Origin of the sequence: Mycobacterium avium subsp. avium (assembly GCF_009741445.1) — a bacterium.
Lineage (GTDB): Bacteria > Actinomycetota > Actinomycetes > Mycobacteriales > Mycobacteriaceae > Mycobacterium > Mycobacterium avium.
On the sequence record NZ_CP046507.1, the window covers coordinates 4,274,114 to 4,293,100 of the forward strand.

The 18,987-nt window shown below is 69.9% G+C and carries 18 protein-coding genes, 1 tRNA gene and 1 pseudogene; 8 read left to right on the forward strand and 12 right to left on the reverse strand.

Features of this window, described 5'->3' with window-relative positions; all coding sequences use genetic code 11:
- Nucleotides 1-205 precede the first annotated feature (205 nt).
- Nucleotides 206-1,147: an SAM-dependent methyltransferase gene (locus tag MAA44156_RS19955; protein ID WP_009979200.1), complete on the forward strand. Its 942-nt coding sequence runs from the start codon at nucleotides 206-208 to the stop codon at nucleotides 1,145-1,147.
- Here the strand turns inward: MAA44156_RS19955 and MAA44156_RS19960 are convergent.
- Together MAA44156_RS19960 and MAA44156_RS19965 are read right to left on the reverse strand one after the other, a co-directional pair.
- Nucleotides 1,144-1,587, reverse strand: a complete 444-nt coding sequence (locus MAA44156_RS19960; RefSeq protein WP_029248615.1) for a hypothetical protein — start codon at nucleotides 1,585-1,587, stop codon at nucleotides 1,144-1,146. The two genes, MAA44156_RS19955 and MAA44156_RS19960, sit on opposite strands and share 4 nt — an antisense overlap.
- Nucleotides 1,588-1,892: 305 nt before the next feature.
- Nucleotides 1,893-1,976, reverse strand: a tRNA-Tyr gene (locus MAA44156_RS19965).
- A gap of 69 nt (nucleotides 1,977-2,045) precedes the next feature.
- Here MAA44156_RS19965 and MAA44156_RS19970 point away from each other — a divergent pair.
- The 4 genes from MAA44156_RS19970 to MAA44156_RS19985 all read left to right on the forward strand — a co-directional run bounded on the left by MAA44156_RS19970 (nucleotide 2,046) and on the right by MAA44156_RS19985 (nucleotide 7,058).
- Nucleotides 2,046-2,537: a YajQ family cyclic di-GMP-binding protein gene (locus MAA44156_RS19970; protein ID WP_009979204.1), complete on the forward strand. Its 492-nt coding sequence runs from the start codon at nucleotides 2,046-2,048 to the stop codon at nucleotides 2,535-2,537.
- Between the two features lie 126 nt (nucleotides 2,538-2,663).
- Nucleotides 2,664-4,184 (forward strand): flavin-containing monooxygenase, encoded by a 1,521-nt coding sequence (locus MAA44156_RS19975; RefSeq protein WP_009979206.1) that lies wholly within the window; start codon nucleotides 2,664-2,666, stop codon nucleotides 4,182-4,184.
- A 68-nt stretch (nucleotides 4,185-4,252) separates the two neighbouring features.
- Complete coding sequence (locus tag MAA44156_RS19980) at nucleotides 4,253-5,278, forward strand: NAD(P)H-dependent glycerol-3-phosphate dehydrogenase (RefSeq protein WP_023880612.1); 1,026 nt, start codon at nucleotides 4,253-4,255, stop codon at nucleotides 5,276-5,278.
- 244 nt (nucleotides 5,279-5,522) lie between these two features.
- Nucleotides 5,523-7,058 carry a SulP family inorganic anion transporter gene (locus tag MAA44156_RS19985; RefSeq protein WP_009979209.1) on the forward strand — a complete coding sequence of 512 codons (1,536 nt, stop codon included), beginning with the start codon at nucleotides 5,523-5,525 and terminating at the stop codon, nucleotides 7,056-7,058.
- Nucleotides 7,059-7,075: 17 nt separating this feature from the next.
- Here MAA44156_RS19985 and MAA44156_RS19990 read toward each other — a convergent pair whose 3' ends face one another.
- The 3 genes from MAA44156_RS19990 to grcC1 form a co-directional block, all read right to left on the reverse strand.
- Nucleotides 7,076-7,336 carry a helix-turn-helix transcriptional regulator gene (locus MAA44156_RS19990; RefSeq protein ID WP_003873623.1) on the reverse strand — a complete coding sequence of 87 codons (261 nt, stop codon included), beginning with the start codon at nucleotides 7,334-7,336 and terminating at the stop codon, nucleotides 7,076-7,078.
- A gap of 102 nt (nucleotides 7,337-7,438) precedes the next feature.
- Complete coding sequence (gene htpX, locus MAA44156_RS19995) at nucleotides 7,439-8,302, reverse strand: zinc metalloprotease HtpX (protein WP_003879358.1); 864 nt, start codon at nucleotides 8,300-8,302, stop codon at nucleotides 7,439-7,441.
- A 93-nt stretch (nucleotides 8,303-8,395) separates the two neighbouring features.
- Nucleotides 8,396-9,403, reverse strand: a complete 1,008-nt coding sequence (gene grcC1 / locus MAA44156_RS20000) for a nonaprenyl/(2E,6E)-farnesyl/geranylgeranyl diphosphat synthase (protein WP_009979212.1) — start codon at nucleotides 9,401-9,403, stop codon at nucleotides 8,396-8,398.
- A 22-nt stretch (nucleotides 9,404-9,425) separates the two neighbouring features.
- Here grcC1 and menJ point away from each other — a divergent pair, with 22 nt between their 5' ends.
- Both menJ and MAA44156_RS20010 read left to right on the forward strand, forming a co-directional pair.
- A complete protein-coding gene (gene menJ, locus MAA44156_RS20005; RefSeq protein ID WP_031348247.1) occupies nucleotides 9,426-10,664 on the forward strand; it encodes a menaquinone reductase MenJ in 1,239 nt (412 codons plus the stop codon).
- A gap of 32 nt (nucleotides 10,665-10,696) precedes the next feature.
- The gene (locus MAA44156_RS20010) at nucleotides 10,697-11,101 is read left to right on the forward strand and encodes a DUF732 domain-containing protein (protein WP_009979216.1); all 405 of its coding nucleotides are present in this window, start codon (nucleotides 10,697-10,699) and stop codon (nucleotides 11,099-11,101) included.
- Between the two features lie 7 nt (nucleotides 11,102-11,108).
- Here MAA44156_RS20010 and MAA44156_RS20015 read toward each other — a convergent pair whose 3' ends face one another.
- Nucleotides 11,109-11,801 (reverse strand): demethylmenaquinone methyltransferase, encoded by a 693-nt coding sequence (locus MAA44156_RS20015; protein WP_003879353.1) that lies wholly within the window; start codon nucleotides 11,799-11,801, stop codon nucleotides 11,109-11,111.
- A 64-nt stretch (nucleotides 11,802-11,865) separates the two neighbouring features.
- Between MAA44156_RS20015 and MAA44156_RS20020 the strand changes: the two are divergent.
- Nucleotides 11,866-12,069 (forward strand): annotated as a pseudogene (locus tag MAA44156_RS20020) (short-chain dehydrogenase); the annotation flags it as partial.
- A 16-nt stretch (nucleotides 12,070-12,085) separates the two neighbouring features.
- Here the strand turns inward: MAA44156_RS20020 and MAA44156_RS20025 are convergent.
- The 6 genes from MAA44156_RS20025 to MAA44156_RS20050 form a co-directional block, all read right to left on the reverse strand.
- Nucleotides 12,086-13,240: a glycosyltransferase family 4 protein gene (locus tag MAA44156_RS20025; protein ID WP_009979219.1), complete on the reverse strand. Its 1,155-nt coding sequence runs from the start codon at nucleotides 13,238-13,240 to the stop codon at nucleotides 12,086-12,088.
- A 51-nt stretch (nucleotides 13,241-13,291) separates the two neighbouring features.
- Nucleotides 13,292-13,816 carry a DUF3592 domain-containing protein gene (locus tag MAA44156_RS20030; RefSeq protein ID WP_023862207.1) on the reverse strand — a complete coding sequence of 175 codons (525 nt, stop codon included), beginning with the start codon at nucleotides 13,814-13,816 and terminating at the stop codon, nucleotides 13,292-13,294.
- On the reverse strand, nucleotides 13,813-15,450 hold the full coding sequence (gene menD / locus MAA44156_RS20035) for a 2-succinyl-5-enolpyruvyl-6-hydroxy-3-cyclohexene-1-carboxylic-acid synthase (RefSeq protein WP_003879350.1): 1,638 nt from the start codon (nucleotides 15,448-15,450) through the stop codon (nucleotides 13,813-13,815). The genes MAA44156_RS20030 and menD overlap by 4 nt, the downstream gene beginning before the upstream one ends.
- Before the next feature lie 95 nt (nucleotides 15,451-15,545).
- Nucleotides 15,546-16,331, reverse strand: coding sequence for an alpha/beta fold hydrolase (locus MAA44156_RS20040; protein ID WP_009979225.1), 786 nt, complete (start codon nucleotides 16,329-16,331; stop codon nucleotides 15,546-15,548).
- Nucleotides 16,328-17,308 carry an o-succinylbenzoate synthase gene (locus tag MAA44156_RS20045; protein WP_009979226.1) on the reverse strand — a complete coding sequence of 327 codons (981 nt, stop codon included), beginning with the start codon at nucleotides 17,306-17,308 and terminating at the stop codon, nucleotides 16,328-16,330. Before MAA44156_RS20045 ends, MAA44156_RS20040 begins: the two co-directional genes overlap by 4 nt.
- Nucleotides 17,305-18,909: an amidohydrolase gene (locus tag MAA44156_RS20050; RefSeq protein ID WP_009979228.1), complete on the reverse strand. Its 1,605-nt coding sequence runs from the start codon at nucleotides 18,907-18,909 to the stop codon at nucleotides 17,305-17,307. Before MAA44156_RS20050 ends, MAA44156_RS20045 begins: the two co-directional genes overlap by 4 nt.
- Nucleotides 18,910-18,987 lie beyond the last annotated feature (78 nt).

Here is an 18,987-nt window from a genome sequence, read left to right on the forward strand (position 1 = left end):
TAGCCAAGGTTTACCTAACCGACGGAGCTTTCCCGGGAAGCGCCGGCACGGCGGAGGAGTCGGGCCCCATTTCGTGTCGCGGGGCAGCCGGCAACCGGTGTAGCCCGAGATCACCAGGTTTCCCGCGCTCTTCGGGTTTGGAGGTCACGCAACGAATACGGTGACGCCGGCCCCGTCCACCACAAGGCCCATTCGGAGGTTGACGATGACGGTACCCAACGACGACACCTGGGGTCCGGCCACCAGCGTGGGAACGACGGCCACGATGGCGGCGGCGGCAAGGGCCATCGCGACCCGGGATGGGGTCATCAACGATCCATTCGCCGAGCCGTTGGTGCGGGCGGTCGGTGTGAATTTTCTGACCCGTTGGGCTATCGGTGAGCTGGTCGCCTCGGATGTCGACGTCGAAGGCAGCCCATGGGGCTTGGCGCAGATGCCTGCATCGATTGCGGCCCGCACCCGGTACTTCGACGAGTTCTATGCCGATGCCGCAGCGGCGGGCATCCGCCAAGCCGTCATCCTCGCCTCGGGGCTGGACACCCGCGCCTATCGACTGGACTGGCCCGCAGGGATGACGGTTTTCGAGATCGACCAACCGGCCGTCATCGAGTTCAAAACCACGACACTGGCCACGCTGGGAGCCGAGCCAAAAGCCGACTTGCGCACGGTCGCGGTCGACCTGCGCGACGATTGGTCGACGGCACTCGCGACGGCGGGTTTGGACAGCAGTAAACCCACGGCGTGGATCGCCGAAGGTCTGTTCGGCTACCTGGCACCCGAGGCCCAAGATGGGCTGCTCGATGCCGTCACCGCGCTGAGCACGCCAGGCAGCCGACTCGGGAGTGAGGCTGTGCCGAATACCGCCGACATGGACCCCCACGCAGCGCGCGAACGGATGCGCGCGGCGACGGCCAAGTGGCGCGACCACGGCTTCGAACTCGACGTCGACGTGATCTCATTTGCGGGTGAGCGCCACGACGTCGGCACGTACCCGCAGGCGCTCGGCTGGACGACGGTCGCAACGCCGATGGCCGAGCTGCTCGCCGACCACGGGTTGCCGGCGATCGCGCGTGCCGACGATGATCGACAGACGATGAATGGCGTCACCTACTACACGTCGACGCTGGGCACAGGCCGGCAGCGTTAGCGGCGCTCCGGTTCACAGGTTTTGACAATTGCTCCTTGTAGGGCTCGGCCGATCTGTTGGCTCTGTGCCGCGTAGTCGGTGTACGCGCGCTGGAAGTTCTGGCTTGCCGAACCGCTCTCCGATCCGTTCTGTGACTGTCCCGGAATGGTCTGGCGCCAAACGGCGAGCATTTTGTCCTCGAGATTGACTAGAGCGTAAGCCTTTTCACGCAAGCCAGGATCGTGGATCTGGTCGGCGTACTGTCGCAGACGGGTTTCGCGAGTTTGGTACGCATCCACGAGTTTTTGCGTGTCGTCGATACTGGTCGGAATGAGATCGCGTATTCGCGCGCTCTCCGATCTCGAGTACTTGAGCATGTCGTTGACGGTCGCGCAATCCGATGTAGGTTTCGGCCTGAAATACAGCCATACCGACACCCCGGCTATCACGAGCATCAGCACACCGGCGGCGGCAGCGGTGACGACAGTGCGCTTAGTCGCCACGGGTCATCACTTGCCGGATTTTAGGGCGGTAGCCGAGCCGGTGCTATTCACTCCCCGGCTGGCCGCCGGCAATTGCGAAACGGTCGGGCGCAGTGGCATGTGCAGAGCTGAGAAACCCCGAGACCGAGCTGCGATAGTACTGTCCACCGATATGGGTGACCGAAACGCCACGCATCGGACGATGCGATCCAGCTGAAACATCTCATGCGGGCGGTCAGCGCCTCACGGCTCCGTGGCGCGGCCAGAAATACGCTCTGACCCTGTGGTGGCAGGTACAGGATTCGAACCTGTGAAGCTTTCGCGACGGATTTACAGTCCGCTCCCATTGGCCGCTCGGGCAACCTGCCGCCAGACAGGTTACAACGAGCGAGTAGACAAAGCACAAACGCCTGTCACTCGATGAAAGGACGGAATGCATGGCGGACTCATCGTTCGACATCGTCAGCAAAGTGGACCGCCAGGAGGTCGACAACGCGCTCAACCAGGCCGCCAAGGAGCTGGCCACCCGCTTCGACTTCCGCGGCACCGACACCACCATCGCCTGGAAGGGCGACGAGGCTATCGAGCTGACGTCGTCCACCGAGGAACGTGTCAAGGCGGCCGTCGACGTCTTCAAGGAGAAGCTGATCCGCCGCGACATCTCCATGAAGGCCTTCGACGCCGGCGAACCCCAGGCCTCCGGCAAGACCTACAAGGTCAACGGCACCCTCAAGCAGGGCATCAGCAGCGAGAACGCGAAGAAGATCACCAAGCTGATCCGCGACGAGGGCCCCAAGGGCGTCAAAACCCAGATCCAGGGCGACGAGATCCGGGTGAGCAGCAAAAAGCGCGACGACCTGCAGGCCGTCATCGCGATGCTCAAGCAGGCCGACCTGGACGTGGCGCTGCAGTTCGTCAACTACCGGTGATTCCCGGCGCACGAGCGCGAGCGCACCTGAACCCCAGCCCGGGGCCCAACGAGCCCGTTCACTAGCCCAACCAACCGGTGGGTCTCTACCCTGGTGACCAGTCCCACAATTCGAGCGAGGTTCGCGATGACCGTGACTCCCCAGGAAGCCGCCGACCACGGCGCGGCCGAGGCCGACTATTTCGACGTCCTGATCGTCGGCGCCGGGATCTCCGGCATCGACGCGGCCTACCGGATCACCGAGCGCAATCCGCAGCTGAGCTACGCGATCCTGGAGCGGCGTGCGCGGATCGGCGGGACGTGGGACCTGTTCCGCTACCCGGGTGTGCGCTCGGACAGCAGCATCTTCACGCTGTCCTTCCCGTTCGAGCCGTGGACCCGCAAAGAGGGCGTGGCCGACGGGGTGCACATCCGCGAGTACCTCACCGCCACCGCGCACAAGTACGGCATCGACCGCCACATCCGGTTCAACAGCTACGTGCGCTCGGCGGACTGGGACTCGACCCGCGACACCTGGACGGTCACCGTCGAAGACGGGGCGCGGGACGGCGAACGCAAGCTCTACCGCGCTCGCTTCCTGTTCTTCGGCAGCGGCTACTACAACTACGACGAGGGCTACACCCCCGACTTCCCGGGCATCGAGGAGTTCACCGGCACCGTGGTGCACCCCCAGCACTGGCCCGAGGACCTCGACTACACGGGCAAGAAGGTGGTGGTGATCGGCAGCGGGGCGACCGCGGTCACGCTGCTGCCGTCGCTGAGCGACCGCGCCGCCAAGGTGACCATGCTGCAACGCTCGCCCACCTATCTGATCTCGGCGTCCAAGTACGGCAAGGTCGCCGCGGTGGCGCGAAAAGTGTTGCCCCGCAATCCCGCTCATCTCGTCATCCGGATGTACAGCGCGCTGACCGAGGCGGTGTTCTTCGCGCTGTCCCGCAAGGCGCCGCGGCTGGTGCGCTGGCTGCTGCGCCGCAAGGCAATCAACAGCCTGCCCCCCGGCTACGCCGTCGACATTCACTTCAAGCCGCGCTACAACCCGTGGGACCAGCGGATGTGCCTGATCCCCGACGCCGACCTGTACAACGCCATCACCGCCGGGCGCGCCGACGTGGTCACCGACCACATCGACCACTTCGACGCCACCGGCATCGCGCTGCGGTCCGGTGCCCACCTGGACGCCGACATCATCATCACCGCCACCGGCCTGCAATTGCAGGCCCTCGGTGGGGCCACGATCAGCCTGGACGGCAACGAGATCAAGACCAACGACCGGTTCGTCTACAAGGCGCACATGCTCGAAGACGTGCCCAACCTGTTCTGGTGTGTGGGCTACACCAACGCGTCGTGGACGCTGCGGGCCGACATCACCGCCCGGGCGACGGCAAAACTGTTGGAGCACATGACGACTCACGGCTACACGCACGCCTACCCACATCGCGGCAACGAGCCGATGACCGAGAAGCCGTCGTGGGACATCAACGCCGGGTATGTGCTGCGCTCGGTGCACGCGCTGCCGAAGTCGGGCACCAAGCGGCCGTGGAACGTGCGGCAGAACTACCTCGCCGACGCCATCGACTACCGCTTCGACCGCATCGAAGAGGCGATGGTGTTCGGCCGGGCCGCCGACCGGGCTGCGCTGGCCGGCTGATCGGCGGGCGCCGGGGCGAGTTGGTGAATTCCTTCTAAAACTCAGATGTCGGCAATACGCTGATCGCCATGGCAGCTCAGATGCGTGAACCCAAAGTCGTTGTGCTCGGAGGCGGCTCCTGGGGCACCACCGTGGCGTCGATCTGTGCGCGCCGCGGGCCGACGCTGCAGTGGGTGCGCTCGCGGGAGACCGCCGACGACATCAACGAGAACCACCGCAACAGCCGCTATCTGGGCAACGACGGTGTGCTGAGCGACACGCTGCGCGCCACCACCGATTTCTGCGAGGCGGCCAACACCGCCGACGTGGTGGTGATGGGGGTCCCCTCGCACGGCTTTCGCGGGGTACTTACCGAACTGGCGCGGGAGTTGCGGCCGTGGGTGCCGGTGGTGTCCTTGGTCAAAGGGCTCGAGCAGGGCACCAACATGCGGATGTCGCAGATCGTCGAGGAGGTGCTGCCCGGTCATCCGGCGGGCATCCTGGCCGGGCCGAACATCGCGCGCGAGGTGGCCGAGGGCTACGCCGCCGCTGCGGTGCTGGCGATGCCCGACCAGCATCTGGCGACCCGGCTGTCCGGGCTGTTCCGCACCCGGCGGTTCCGCGTCTACACCACCGACGACGTCGTCGGGGCGGAGATGGCCGGGGCGCTGAAGAACGTGTTCGCCATCGCCGTGGGCATGGGGTATTCGCTGGGCATCGGCGAGAACACCCGCGCGCTGGTGATCGCCCGCGCGCTGCGCGAGATGACCAAGCTGGGGGTGGCGATGGGCGGCAGCCCCGACACCTTCCCGGGACTGGCCGGACTCGGCGACCTCATCGTCACCTGCACCAGCCAGCGCAGCCGCAACCGGCACGTCGGCGAACAACTGGGCGCCGGCAAACCGATCGACGAGATCATCGCGTCGATGAACCAGGTCGCCGAGGGCGTCAAAGCGGCCAGCGTGATCATGGAGTTCGCCAACGAGTTCGGCCTGACCATGCCGATCGCCCGCGAAGTCGATGCGGTGATCAACCACGGCTCGACGGTCGAGCAGGCCTATCGGGGGCTGATCGCCGAGGTTCCCGGCCACGAGGTGCACGGCTCCGGCTTCTGACCTGGGCGTCGCGCGCTGGCCGAATTCAAATCTTTGCGTTCTCTATGGGCCGGTCACGTCGGCTTGACCGGTGTTTGCCAGCAAAATACCGTCAGTCCAGGTAGCCAGTGGTTCTCCGGCGCGCTCCCGCGGGTCATCCGGCTGTAATCCGCTGCACGCCAACCCGTTACGACGACGTAACTGGCCGCAAGACGGGGCGCATATCGGAACATCCCCCGCAAACTCCTAACGAGGGACGGGACCGATGCAAGACATTCAACGGGCGGACGATGCCCTGCCCACCGCGTCGCGCGCCGAGCGGTTGCGCGGCGTCATCCGGCACGACCTGCCCTCCTCGCTGGTGGTGTTCCTGGTGGCGCTGCCGCTGTCACTGGGCATCGCGATCGCGTCCAACGCCCCGGTGCTGGCCGGTCTGATCGCGGCCATCGTCGGCGGAATCGTCGTCGGCGCCCTGGGCGGATCGCCGCTGCAAGTCAGCGGCCCGGCGGCCGGGCTGACCGTCGTGGTCGCCGGTCTGGTCTCCGACTTCGGTTGGGGCGTCACCTGTTTCATCACCGTCGTGGCCGGAGCCGTGCAGGTTCTGTTGGGGCTCAGCCGGGTGGCGCGCGCCGCCCTGGCGATCTCGCCGGTGGTGGTGCACGCCATGCTGGCCGGCATCGGGATCACCATCGCCCTGCAGCAGACGCACGTGCTGCTGGGCGGGAAATCCAAGAGCACGGCCTGGCACAACCTGATCGGCCTGCCGGGGCAGATCATCGGCGCGCACCGGCCCGGGGTGCTGCTGGGCGTGCTGGTGATCGTAATCCTGGTCGCCTGGCGCTGGGTTCCCGCCAAGGTGCGCCGCGTTCCCGGCCCGCTGGTCGCCATCGTGGCGGTGACGGTGATCTCGGTGGTCTTTCCCTTTCACGTGCGCCGGATCGACCTCGACGGGTCGCCGCTGGATGCGCTGCAGCTGCCCGACCTGCCGCACGGCAACTGGGGCGGTGTCGCCGTCGGGGTGATCGCCGTCGCGCTGATCGCCAGCGTCGAGAGCCTGCTGTCCGCGGTGTCGGTCGACCGGATGCACAACGGGCCGCGCACCGACTTCAACCGCGAATTGGTGGGACAGGGCGCGGCCAACATGATCTCCGGCGCCGTCGGCGGGCTGCCGGTCACCGGGGTCATCGTGCGCAGCTCGACCAACGTCAACGCGGGCGCCCGATCCCGCGCCTCGGCGATCATGCACGGCGTGTGGATCCTGCTGTTCACCATTCCGTTCGCCGGGCTGGTCGACGAGATCCCCACGGCCGCGCTGGCCGGTCTGCTCATCGTCATCGGCATCCAGCTGCTCAAGCCGGCGCACATCGAAACCGCAATGAAGCACGGCGATCTCGCGGTGTACGTGGTGACGGCCGTCAGCGTCATCTTCCTCAACCTGCTGCATGGGGTGATGATCGGGCTGGCGCTGGCCATCGCGCTGACCGGCTGGCGGGTGATCCGGGCCAAGATCGAGGCCGCCCAGCTCGACGGCGAGTGGCGGGTGACGATCGAGGGCGCGGCGTGCACCTTCCTGGCGCTGCCGAGGCTGACCCGGGTGCTGGCGTCGGTGCCGCGGGGCGCGACGGTGACGGTGGCCATCGCGGTGCACTACCTCGATCACGCCGCCCACCAAGCGATCACCGACTGGCAGCGCCAGCAGGAGGCGACGGGCGGCACGGTGCGCATCGAGGGCGCCGTGGTGGCGACGGGCCGCCGCGTCGAACCGCAGGTGGAATCCGAAATGCCCGGCGCCGCAGCGTAATTGGCCCGGCTCGTCGATCAGTCGACGTCGATCCTGATGTGTAATCGCTTGCCGCACACCTGCGCCAGCCGTTGCAGCATGTCGACCCGCGGCACCTCGGTCCCGCTCTCCCACGCGGCGACGCTCGCCCGGGGAACACCCAGCGCCTGCGCCAGCGCGGCCTGGTTCATGCCCGCGCCGGCGCGTGTCTCGAAGATCAGGTCGGGCAGATCCAGCGCCAGCCCGGCCTCGTGAATGTCCAGTGAGTCAGAGTCCGGCATCGCCATCACCGCTTCCATCAACGGCCAGCTCGAGGACCGCATACATCCCCGATGCTACTGCCGTGGTGGCGGCGGGCGCAGCGATTGCCCGCGCATGACCGCGGGCACGCGCGGCCGACGTCAGCGCCCCGCCATGGATTCCAGGCGGCGGATCCGGTCCTCGATCGGCGGGTGCGTGGAGAACAGCGAGCCGATCCGTTCACCGGCCCGGAACGGGTTGGCGATCATCAGGTGCGCCTGGCTGGCCAGCTGCGGCTCGGGCGGCAGCGGCGCCGCCTGCACCCCGCCGGAGATCTTGCGCAGCGCCGACGCCAGGGCCAGCGGGTCGCCGGTCAGCACCGCGCCCGACTCGTCGGCCTGGTATTCGCGCGACCGGGACACCGCCAGCCGCACCACGGTGGCCGCGATCGGGCCCAGCAGCGAAACCAGCAGCAGCGCAAAGGGATTCTCGCCGTCGCGGTCGTTGCCGCCGAACATGCCGGCGAACATGGCCATGTTGGCCAGCGCGGTGATCACCGACGCCATCGCGCCGGCGATGCACGAGATCAGGATGTCGCGGTTGTAGACGTGGGACAGCTCGTGTCCCAGCACGGCGCGCAGCTCACGCTCGTTGAGGATGCCCAGGATGCCGGTGGTGCAGCAGACCGCGGCGTTGCGCGGGTTGCGGCCGGTGGCAAACGCGTTGGGCGCGTTGGTGTCGCTGATGTAGAGCCGGGGCATCGGCTGGTGCGCGGCGGTGGCCAGCTCGCGCACGATCCGGTACATCGCCGGCGCCTGCAGCTCGGAGACCGGCTGCGCGTGCATGGCGCGCAGCGCCAGCTTGTCGCTGTTGTAGTAGGTGTAGACGTTCATGCCGATGGCGAACAGCACCGCGAAGAACATCGCGGTCCTGCCGAACAACGACCCCACGAACACGATCAACGCGGACATGCCGACCAACAGGGCGAACGTCTTGAACCTGTTGGCATGCGGATGCCAGGTCATCGCTGTCCTCCTCGCAGTGCACGGGCACACACGCGCTCTTGCTGACTTGCGCTAATTGAACGCTCGAGACGGCCCGGTTGGTTCCGCGACGCGCTAGCCGTGCCGGCTGATGGTGAAGTCGACCAGTGTTTGCAGCGCGCGCCGGCCCGGGACGTCGGGCAGCTGGTCCAGCTCCCGATGCGCCTGCGCCGCGTACTCGCGCAGCGACTGCTTGGCCTTGGCCATGCCCGGCGACGCCCGCAGCAGCGTCAACGCCTCGGCCACCACCTCGTCGTCGTCGATCGGCCCGACCAGCAACTCGCGCAGCCGCGCCGCGTCCGGCCCGGGTTCGCGCAGCGCGTAGACCATCGGCAGGGTGTGCACGCCTTCGCGCACGTCGGTGCCGGGCAGCTTGCCGGATTCGTGCGAGTCGCTGTCGATGTCGATGATGTCGTCGGAGATCTGGAACGCGGTGCCCACGATGCCGCCCAGCCGGCTCAGCCGCTCGACCTGATCGGCGTCGGCCCCGGAGAACATGGCCCCGAACCGGCCCGCCGCGGCGATCAGGCACGCCGTCTTCTCGTACACCACCTTCAGGTAGTGCTCGATCGGATCCGATCCCTCCTTGCGGCCGCGGGTCTCGCGCATCTGCCCGGTCACCAGCTGGGCGAACGTCTCGGCGATCAGCTGCACCGCCTCCGGGCCCAGCCGCGACACCAGCCGCGACGCCGTGGCGAACAGATAGTCCCCGGCCAGGATCGCGACGTTGTTGCCCCAGCGCACGTTGGCGGTGGGGGTGCCGCGGCGCACCTCCGCCTCGTCCATCACGTCGTCGTGGTAGAGCGTGGCCAGGTGCACCAGCTCGATGACGGCGCCGGCGATGGTCACCTCGGCGGCGTCGGGGTCGGGGCCGATCTGCGCGGACAGCACGGTGAACAGCGGGCGGAACCGCTTGCCGCCGGCCTTGAACAGATGGGTCAGCAACTCGGTCATGATGTCGTCGGCGCTGCGCAGCTCGGTGTCCATGAGCTGCTCGATGCGCCCGACGCCGTCGCGCACGGTCGCCGCGAAAGCCGGGTCACCGAAATCCACGCCCGCCACCACCGTCGCCGGAGTATTCACCCGACCAAACATACTGGTGTGCATGACGACGGCAGCGACCCGAGCCGATCTGGTGGTGGTGGGCGCCGGGCCCGCTGGATCCGCCGCGGCGGCGTGGGCCGCGCGCGCGGGGCATGACGTGCTGGTCGTCGATGCGGCGCGCTTTCCCCGCGACAAGGCCTGCGGCGACGGGCTGACCCCGCGTGCCGTCGCCGAGTGCGAACGCCTGGGCCTGGGCGGCTGGCTGGACAGCCGCATCCGGCACCGGGGGCTGCGGATGAGCGGGTTCGGCGCCCAGGTGCAGGTCGACTGGCCCGGCCCGTCGTTCCCGTCCACCGGCAGCGCGGTGGCCCGCACGGAGTTGGACGACCGGATCCGCAGGGTCGCCGAGGATTCCGGGGCGCGGATGTTGCTGGGAACCAAAGCCGTTGGTGTGCAGCGTGACTCGTCGGCCGCGGTGACGTCGCTGATGTTGGCCGACGGCACCGGGGTGCAATGCCGTCAGCTGATCGTGGCCGACGGGGCGCGTTCGTCGCTGGGCCGCACGCTGGGCCGGCGCTGGCATCAGGAGACGGTGTACGGCGTGGCCGCCCGCGGCTACCTGAGCACCCCGCGCGCCGACGACCCGTGGCTGACGTCGCACCTGGAACTGCGCGGACCCGACGGCGCCCGGGACAAGGTGCTGCCCGGCTACGGCTGGATCTTCCCGCTCGGCAACGGCGAGGTGAACATCGGCGTCGGGGCGCTGTCGACGTCGAGGCGACCGGCCGAGCTGGCGCTGCGGCCGCTGATCGACCACTACACGGACCTGCGCCGCGACGAGTGGGGCTTCGTCGGCAGACCCCGGGCGGTCGCTTCGGCGCTGCTGCCGATGGGCGGCGCGGTGTCCGGGGTGGCCGGGCCCAACTGGATGCTGATCGGCGACGCGGCGGCCTGTGTGAACCCGCTCAACGGCGAGGGCATCGACTACGGGATGGAGACGGGACGGCTGGCCGCGGGCCTGCTGGGGTGCCCGGACCTGTCGCAGGAGTGGCCGGCGCTGCTGCGGGAGCACTACGCGCGCGGCTTCTCGGTGGCGCGCCGGCTGGCGTTGCTGCTGACCTACCAGCGGTTCCTGCCCGCGACGGGGCCGGTCGCGATGCGTTCCACGACGCTGATGAGGATCGCGGTGCGGGTGATGGCCAACCTGGTCACCGACGACGACGCGGACTGGGTGGCGCGGGCGTGGCGGGGCGCCGGGCGGCTGTCGCGGCTGATCGATCGGCGGGCACCGTTCAGCTGAACGACCCTGTCCAGGCGTGTATAGTCCGGCTAATGAAGGGAACGATGCTGGCTACTATCGGTGCCGCCGCCGTTGCTGCTTTCGCGCTGGCCGCGCCCGCGCAGCTGTCCGCGCCCGCGCAGGCGGATCCCCCGCCGACGGCGCCCTACCCGACGCCGCGGACACCGGCGCCGCCGAGCGACTACGACGCGCCGTTCAAGAACACCGTCAACGGCTTCGGCATCTACCAGCCGCAGGACCAGTTGGCGTGGCTGGGCAAGATCACCTGCGACCGGCTGGACCACGGCGTCGACCACGACGCCCACCAGTCCGCGACCTTCATCCAGCGCAACCTGCCGCGCGGCACCTCCGAGGGCCAGTCGCTGCAGTTCCTCGGCGCGGCGGTGGACCACTACTGCCCCGAGCACATCGACGTCGTCCAGGCGGCCGGCCGGTAAGCACCGCTCAGCGCGGCGGCCGGTGGGCGGCGTGTAGCGCGACGATGCCGCCGGTCAGATTGCGCCAGCGCACCCCCGCCCAGCCGGCGCCGGCGATCTGGTCGGCCAGCGCCGCCTGATCCGGCCAGGCTCGGATCGACTCGGCGAGGTACACGTAGGCGTCGGGGTTGCTGGACACCGCCCGCGCCACCCGCGGCAGCGCCCGCATCAGGTACTCCTTGTAGACGGTGGCGAACAGCGCGTTGCTGGGGGTGGAGAACTCGCACACCACCAGCCGCCCGCCGGGCCGGGTGACCCGGGCCATCTCGCGCAGCGCCGCCTGCGTGTCGACCACGTTGCGCAGCCCGAAACTGATTGTGACGGCGTCGAATACGTCGTCGGCGAACGGCAGCCTGGTGGCGTCACCGGCGACCTTGGGCACCCGGCGGGCGGCACCGGCCGCCAGCATGCCGACCGAGAAGTCGGCGGCCACGCACCACGCCCCGGATTTGTTCAGCTCGACGGTGGACACCGCGGTGCCCGCGGCCAGGTCGAGCACCTTCTGGCCGGGTCCGATGCCCAGCGCCGACCGGGTGGCCTTGCGCCAGTACCGGTCCTGGCCCAGCGACAGCACGGTGTTGGTCAGGTCGTACCGGCGGGCCACGCCGTCGAACATCGACGCGACGTCCCGGGGATTCTTGTCCAACTCCGCGCGGCTCACCCGCTTGACGCTACCCGGTGCGGGAATGCCGCGGCGACGCCAGCGTTGCACCTCTGCGTGGCTAGAGATCGCGCCGTTCGGTGTGCATGTCACGCTGATCGAGCCGGGGGTGTCCGCGGCCGCGCTGATGAAGGTGGTCGACGCCGAAAAGCCGCCGCTGCGAGTCTTTTTCGGCTCCTCCCCGCTGGAGACGGCCAAGGCCGACTACGAAAGCCGGCTGCGCACCTGGGAGGAATGGCAGCCGGTCGCCGAGCTGGCGCAGGGCTGACCGGCGCCGGACCGGCTCATTCGCCTTGCGCGTAGCGCCCGGCGCGGACCTGGCGCCGGACGAACGGCGACAGCACCGCCTCGTAGTGGCCGAGTAGCTCGTCGCAGATGACCGGCCAGCTGCGGCCGAGCACGCTGCGCCGGGCGGCCGGCGCGTAGCGGTGGCGTTCGCCGATCAGATGGGCGACGGCGGCCGGCAGCTTGGTCTCGAATTCGTCGACGGCCAACAGCAGACCCGTGCGCCACGGGGTGACGAGGTCACGTGGGCCGCCGGCGTCGGGGGCGATCACCGGCAACCCCGACGCCAGCGCTTCTTGCACGACCTGACAAAACGTCTCGTGCTCGCCGGGGTGCACGAAGACGTCCATGCTGGCGTGCGCCGCGGCGAGCTCGTCGCCGTACAGCGCGCCCGTGAAAACCGCTGTGGGCATTGCCGATTGCAGCTTGGCGCGGTCGACGCCGTCGCCCACGACGACGAGCTGAACCGCGTCGCTCGCGGCCAGCCCGGCCAGGCGCTCGACGTGCTTTTCCGGCGCCAGCCGGCCGACGAAGCCGACGATCGGCTTGCCCTGCGGCGACCACCGCCGGCGCAGCGCCTCGCTGCGCGCGGACGGCGCGAACCGCAGCACGTCGACACCGCGCGCCCACCGGTGAACCCGCGGAAAGCAGTGCGCGACAAGGGATTCCATCGTCACGGTGGACGGCGCCAGGGTGCGGCCGGCCAGCGTGTGCAGATGGCGGAACCACGCCCACGCGGCCCGCGCCGTCATCGGAATGCCATAGGAGGCCGCGAAACCCGGAACGTCGGTCTGATACACCGCGACCGTGGGCACCCCCAGCCAGCGCGCGGCCCGCAGCCCGCCGTAGCCGAGCAGCGCCGGCGAGGCCAGATGCACCACGTGCGGGTCGAATCCGCGCAGCACGCTCACCAACCGCGGTGTGGGCACCCCCAGCGGCAGCGTGGTCACCTTCGGGAACATCCGCGACGGGACCCGGTGGACGCGGATGCCGTCGTGGATGCGTTCGGCCCGGGGCTGCCCGGGCGGGGTGTCGGGTGCGATGACGAGGGCCTCGTGACCGGTCCGGCGCAGGTGCTCGAGCACCCGGATCACCGAGTTGCTGACCCCGTTGACTTCCGGCAGGAAGGATTCCGCGACGATGGCAACGCGCACACCATCACGGTGTCAGCGCCGCTTGTCGGAAAGGTTGCCTGCGGGCATACGTCATGCGAAATCTGCAGGTCCGGCACCTTTGCCGCGCCGGTCCAGCCATTTGTCCGCCAGGGCCAGCAGCACCAGCAGCACCGCCGCGCCCAGCCAGCCCACCACCGCGATGGACCCGGCCGGGATGATCGCCAGCCCGGCGTTGCGGTGCTGCACCCGAACCAGGTTGGGATCGTTCTTGTTGTATTCGACGTAGATCCGCATCCCGGTGGCCAGATGCGACGGGTAGAGCACGCCGAGTTCGGGGCGATAGGTGACCCGCTCGGGGGTGACGAACTCGATGGTGGACCGGCGCGGCCCGGCACTGAGCACCTCGGCCTGCGCCACCCCCATGTTGTGGGTGATGGCCAGATCGTTGCGCCACGCCCCGGCGACCAGCAGCACCGACTGCAGCGTGACCAGGCCGGTGACGATCAGCACCGCAATCCTGGCCCAGCGCAACGCGATCCGACCCCGGGTTGTCTCCGGCGGGTCGCTGCGTCCGTGAATCAGGATGTGCAGCAATGCTTTTGGGGATATCGTCACAGCGCCGCCTTGATGGCGGCGTGCAGTTGCCGCAGCGACGAGCGGTCGGCCTTGACCTCCAGCACCCGCATCCCGGGCCCGGGTTCGTCGAGGGCGGCAGCCAATTCGCCGACCTCGATCTGGGCGCTCTCGACGTGATACGCCCGGCACAGCGCCCCCACGTCGACGTCGTGCGGGGTGCCGAAGACCCGCGACGACACGTCGGAGAACCGCGGGTCACCCTGCTCGAGCAGCTCGAAGATGCCGCCGCCGTTGTCGTTGGACACCACGATCGTCAGCCGGCGCGGGGTGGGCTCGGTCGGCCCGATCAGCAGCCCGGAGCTGTCGTGCACGAACGTCAGGTCGCCGATCAGCGCGACGGTGCGCCCGTCGTGCGCCGCCTCGTGGGCCAGGGCCGCGCCGATCGCCGTCGACACCGTGCCGTCGATGCCGGCCACCCCGCGGTTGGAGCGCACCCGGATGTGGTGGCTGTCCAGCCCGACCAACGCCGCGTCGCGGACCGGGTTGGACGCCCCGAGCACCAGCTGGTCGCCGGGCCGCAGCGCGTCGGCCACCGCGGCCGCCACGTGCAGGCCGGTGGTCAGCGGGTGCGCCGCCAGCTGGCCGCGCACGGCGGCCACGGCGTGCCGGTTGGCCTGTTCGCAGCGGTGCAGCCAGGCCGGGCTCGGCGCCCCGGTGGTGACCGCCCGGGTCCCGGTGGCCTGCGAGTTGCCCGACACGTCGGGCCAGCGCGGACCGGTGGTCAGCGCGTACACCGGCACCTGCGGGTCGGCCAGCAGCGCCGACACCGGCCGGTGCAGGGTGGGCCGGCCCAGCATGATCACCTGCTTGGGGCGCAGCAACCGCAGCGCCAGCGGGTGCAGCGGGTTGTCCGGGGCGGGTGCCGTCGGCTCGGCCACGGTCGGCAGCTGGGCAAGGTTGGGGTGCGTCCCGGCGCCGTGGCCGGCAATGACGACGGTGTCCGGTGACAGATCGATGTCCAGCGGCTGGTCGAAGCTGACCGGCGGGGTATAGGTCCACGGCCGGCCGCCCGGGCGGCCGGCCGGGGTCGGGGCGCCGTGCGGCTCGGGATCGGGCACCAGCGGCTCGCGCAGCGGGATGTCGAATTGCACCGGGCCGGCGTTGGCGGTACGGGATCCGGTCGCCGCCGCCAGCACCCGGCAAGTGGCCGAGCGCCAGGTGGCGTTGAGCGCGTCCAGCCGCTCGGGGGCGTCCTCGGCCAGGCCCAGGCTGATGGCGGCCCGGACCTGGGTGCCGAAGTAGCCCAGCTGCTCCATGGTCTGGTTGGCGCCGGTGCCCAGCAGTTCGTAGGGCCGGTTGGCGCTCAGCACGATCAGCGGCACCCGGGCGTAGTTGGCCTCCACCACGGCCGGGCCCAGGTTGGCCACCGCGGTGCCCGAGGTCATCGCGACGCACACCGGAGCGCCGGCCGCGATGGCCAGGCCGATGGCCAGATAGCCGGCGGTGCGCTCGTCGATGCGCACGTGCAGCCGGATCCGGCCGGCGCGGTCGGCGTCGGCCAGCGCGAAGGCCAGCGGGGCGTTGCGGGAACCGGGGCACAGCACCACATCGCGGACACCGCCGCGGATCAGCTCGTCGACGACGACGCGGGCCTGGGTCGTCGAGGGGTTCACCCATACAGCGTGTCACAGCCGGTCGATGAGGCGTCCAACGTGGAGTTGCTGCGGCCCGCTGGCGCGATCTCGCCGCACAAGTCGACGTTGGGCGCCTAGTGCTGCTCGCCGAAGAACTTGAGCATGGCCGCGTTGACGGCGTCGGGCCGCTCGAAGAAGCCGAGGTGACCGGTGTCGGGGATCTGCACGTAGCGGCCGTTGGGCAGCGCGTCGGCGACCTCGCGGCCCAGGTACGGCGGGGTGAGCACGTCGTCGGAGAAGCCGATCACCAGCACCGGTGTCGCGATGCTGCGGTAGGCGGACAACCGGTTGGTGTAGGGGGCGACGTCGAGCTGGGCCCGCATGCCCGGCGTGGACTTGACCGGCCAGGTGGAAAACATCGCGATCCAGTCGGCGACGGCGGTGTCGTCGTTGAGCGTCTTGCGGGAAAAGTTTTCCAGCAGACGGATTTTCGCCTCGTACGACGCCGGCAGTGCGACGCCGCCGTCGGCCAGCTCGGCCTCGGCGTCGCGGAAGAACTGCCGGGCCCGGTCCATCCGACCGCGGGTGCCCATCAGCACCGCGGCGCTGACCAGCTCGGGCCGGGCCAGCATGAGCTCCTGGGCGATGAAGGCGCCCATCGACATCCCGACGATGCGCGCCGGGGCCGCATTCAGCCCCTCGATCAGCGCCGCGGTGTCGGCGACCATGGTTTCCGTCGTGAATCCCTGCGCGTTCTCGGTGGCGCCGATGCCGCGGTTGTCGAAGGTGATGACGCGGTATCCGGCGGCCAGGAAGGCCGGGACCTGATAGGGGTGCCAGGTCCGTCCGGCGCCGCCGTGGCCGGCGATAAAGACCACGGGCTCACCGGAGCCGCGGTCGTCGTAAGCCAGGTTGATCACCCGGACGACGGTACAAGCAGCCCGTGGCAGGCCGTGACCCGGTCGATCCACCACTGCCGCCGCTGCGGGGGCGCGGCCAGGGCCCGCAACCGGGCCGGGTCGGGGGTGACCGGCCCGACCGGCAGGGCGCCGTCGACGGGCGCGGCGACGTCGGCCACGTCCTCGACGAACAGCCCGCCGGTGCCCAGCCCGCACGCGTGACCCAACACCGGCAGCGCCGCCGCGGCGGTCAGCCCGGCCGCGATGCCGACGGCCGAATCCAGCGCGCTGGAGATCACGACCGGGATGTCGATGCGGGCGGCGATCTCCAGCAGGGCCGAAATCCCGCCCAGCGGAGCGACTTTGAGCACCGCGATGTCGGCGGCCCGGGCGCGGACCACGGCCAGCGGGTCGTCGGCCTTGCGGATGCTCTCGTCGGCGGCGATCGGCACGTCGGGCATGTCCGGCCGGCGGCGCAGCTCGGCGAGTTCGCCGACCGTCGCGCACGGCTGCTCCAGGTACTCCAGCGGGCCGTCGGCGCTCAGCGCTCGAGCGGCGCGGGCGGCCTCGTCCACGCTCCAGCCGCCGTTGGCGTCCACCCGCACGGTGGGCACCAAATCGCGCACCGCATTCACCCGGGCGACGTCGTCGGCCAGGGTTTGGCCGGGCTCGGCGACCTTGACCTTGGCGGTGCGGGCGCCGGGAAAACGGGCGAGCACGTCGGGCACCGCGGCGGCGGGGACGGCGGGCACGGTGGCGTTGATCGGGATCCGGTCGCGGCGCACCGGCGGCGCCGGCCGGTAGGCGGACTCGACGGCCGACGCCAGCCAGTGCGCCGCCTCGGGCGGCCCGTATTCGACGAACGCCCCGAACTCGCCCCAGCCGGCGGGGCCGTCGATCAGCGCGACCTCGCGGGTGGTGATGCCGCGGAATCGCACCCGCATCGGCAGCGCGACCACGTGCAGCCGGTCCAGCAGGTCCTGCAGCGGCGGGATCACTGTGGGTACACCCGGCGGCCGGCCAGATACGTCGCCCGCACCTGCAGGTCGGCGATCCGCTCGGGCGGCACCGCGCGCGGGTCGGCGGACAGCACCACCAGGTCGGCGTACTTGCCGACCTCGAGCGAGCCGATCACGTCGTCGGCGAACAGCTGCCAGGCCGCGTCGAGGGTCTGCGCCCGGATCGCCTGCTCGACCGTCAGCCGCTCCTCGGGCGCCAGCACCCGCCCACTGGGCGCCTTCCGGGTGGCGGCGACGCTGATGTTGCGCAGCGGCTCCTCCGGGGTGACCGGCGGGTCGTTGTGCAGCGAGATGCGCATGCCGGTGGCCACCGCGGAACCCGCTGGCATCCAACGGGATCCGCGTTCCTCGCCGAACAGGCCGTCGACGAGGACGTCGCCCCAGTAGTGGATCTGGTCGACGAAGATGCTGCAGGTGACTCCGAGGTCGGCGGCCCTTTGGAGTTGATCGGGCCGGATGGCGCCGACGTGCTCGAGCCGCAGCCGGTGGTCGTCGCGTGGATGGCGTTTGAGGGCCTCCTCGTAGACGTCGAGGATGGTGTCGACGCCGGCGTCGCCCTGCACGTGGCAGGCCAGCTGCCAGCCCAGCGGGAAGTAGGCGCCGACGATCTCGCGCAACTGCTCTGTCGTGTAGTTGGCGCAGCCGCAGGAGCCGGGGGTGACGCCGATGGTGCGGGTGGCCTCGGTGTCCAGGTAGGGGAACGACAGCGCGATGTTGCCGATCCAGGGCGAGCCGTCCACCCAGATCTTGATGCCGACCTGGCGCAGCATGTCGTCGCCCTCGCCCGGGGTGGCGTCGGTGCGCAGCTGCGGGTTGGAGATCTCGTAGCTGCGCAGCCGCACCGTCAGCTGCCCGCGCAGTTGTTCGACCATCGGCCGAAACCGCGGGTCGAACGCCATCTCCGAACAGGTGGTCAGCCCGGCCCGGTTCAGCCGGGCGCACTCGGCGTGCAGCATCCGCGGGTAGCCGGCGGTGTCGATGGCGCCGTCGAGTAGCGGAAACACCGCGCCGGTCTCCTCGGCGGTGCCGTCGAGTTCGCCGTCCGCGTCGCGGCCGTAGCGGGCGCCCTTGGGGTCTGGGGTGTCGCGGTTCAGGCCGTGCCGCTGGGCGGCTCGGGAGTTGAAGAATGCCTTGTGCCCGGAGTTGTGGATGATCACCAGCGGGCCGTCGGGCGCGATGTCGTCGAGCCAGGCCAGCGTCGGTTGCGGAAGTCCCTGCTGCAGCAGCGGATCCCAGCCGTTGAGGTAGGCACCGGCTTCGCCCCGCTTGCCGACCTCACTCTTGACGGCGGCGACGACGTCGTCCGCGTTGGCCAGGGTGACCGGGCGGATGTCCACGATGCGGTCCGACAGCGCGACCGCCTCCATCAGCGGATGCCCGTGCGCCTCAACGAATCCCGGCATCACGCAGCCGTCGCCGATGTCGACGGTTTGGGTGTGCGGGCCGACGTGCGCCGCGATTTCGGCGCGGGTTCCCACGGCGACGATGCGGCCGTCGGCGATGGCCAGCGCCTCGGCGGTGGGCCGCGCCTCGTCGACGGTCAGTACGGTTCCGGTGAGGACTAGATCTGCCTGCCCCATGTGCACGGATGCTATCGGTCCGAGGGTGCGGCTGACCGGAATTGCAACACGTTCTAGTCTGGCCCCATGAGTCGCGCC

Excerpts from the sequence above, each read along its gene's own strand:
- MAA44156_RS19990 (WP_003873623.1), bottom strand. The coding sequence starts at position 7,336 with ATGGAAGCGGTGATGGCGATGCCGGACTCTGACTCACTGGACATTCAC.
- MAA44156_RS20010 (WP_009979216.1), top strand. The coding sequence starts at position 10,697 with ATGAAGGGAACGATGCTGGCTACTATCGGTGCCGCCGCCGTTGCTGCT.
- MAA44156_RS19955 (WP_009979200.1), top strand. The coding sequence starts at position 206 with ATGACGGTACCCAACGACGACACCTGGGGTCCGGCCACCAGCGTGGGA.
- MAA44156_RS19975 (WP_009979206.1), top strand. The coding sequence starts at position 2,664 with ATGACCGTGACTCCCCAGGAAGCCGCCGACCACGGCGCGGCCGAGGCC.
- MAA44156_RS19980 (WP_023880612.1), top strand. The coding sequence starts at position 4,253 with ATGGCAGCTCAGATGCGTGAACCCAAAGTCGTTGTGCTCGGAGGCGGC.
- MAA44156_RS19970 (WP_009979204.1), top strand. The coding sequence starts at position 2,046 with ATGGCGGACTCATCGTTCGACATCGTCAGCAAAGTGGACCGCCAGGAG.
- htpX (WP_003879358.1), bottom strand. The coding sequence starts at position 8,302 with ATGACCTGGCATCCGCATGCCAACAGGTTCAAGACGTTCGCCCTGTTG.
- MAA44156_RS20050 (WP_009979228.1), bottom strand. The coding sequence starts at position 18,909 with ATGGGGCAGGCAGATCTAGTCCTCACCGGAACCGTACTGACCGTCGAC.
- menJ (WP_031348247.1), top strand. The coding sequence starts at position 9,426 with ATGACGACGGCAGCGACCCGAGCCGATCTGGTGGTGGTGGGCGCCGGG.
- MAA44156_RS19985 (WP_009979209.1), top strand. The coding sequence starts at position 5,523 with ATGCAAGACATTCAACGGGCGGACGATGCCCTGCCCACCGCGTCGCGC.